The organism is Sedimentibacter sp. B4, assembly GCF_000309315.1.
Taxonomy (GTDB): Bacteria; Bacillota; Clostridia; order Tissierellales; family Sedimentibacteraceae; genus Sedimentibacter; species Sedimentibacter saalensis.
On record NZ_CANG01000691.1, the window covers coordinates 1 to 236 of the forward strand.

1 pseudogene is annotated in these 236 nt (G+C 67.4%); it reads left to right on the top strand.

Annotated elements, in window-relative coordinates:
• Positions 1–236 (top strand): annotated as a pseudogene (locus BN358_RS26815) (transcription antiterminator); the annotation flags it as partial.

A 236-nucleotide genomic window follows, 5' to 3' on the forward strand; every position in this document is an offset into this window, starting at 1 on the left:
CGGGCCGCACGGAACGGCGTTGCGCTCGTCCGGGAGCGCACCGGTCTCGACCTGCCGCCCGACGAGGCCGTCCCGATCGCGCTGCACTTCGTGAACGCGATGTTCGCCAGCGACGACCTGTCCCACACCGTCCGGATGACCGAACTGTTCCGGCAGGTGTTCGACGTGCTCGATTCTGCCTACGACCGGCACTTCGACACCGAGAGCATCAATGCCGCCCGGGTCATCACCCACCT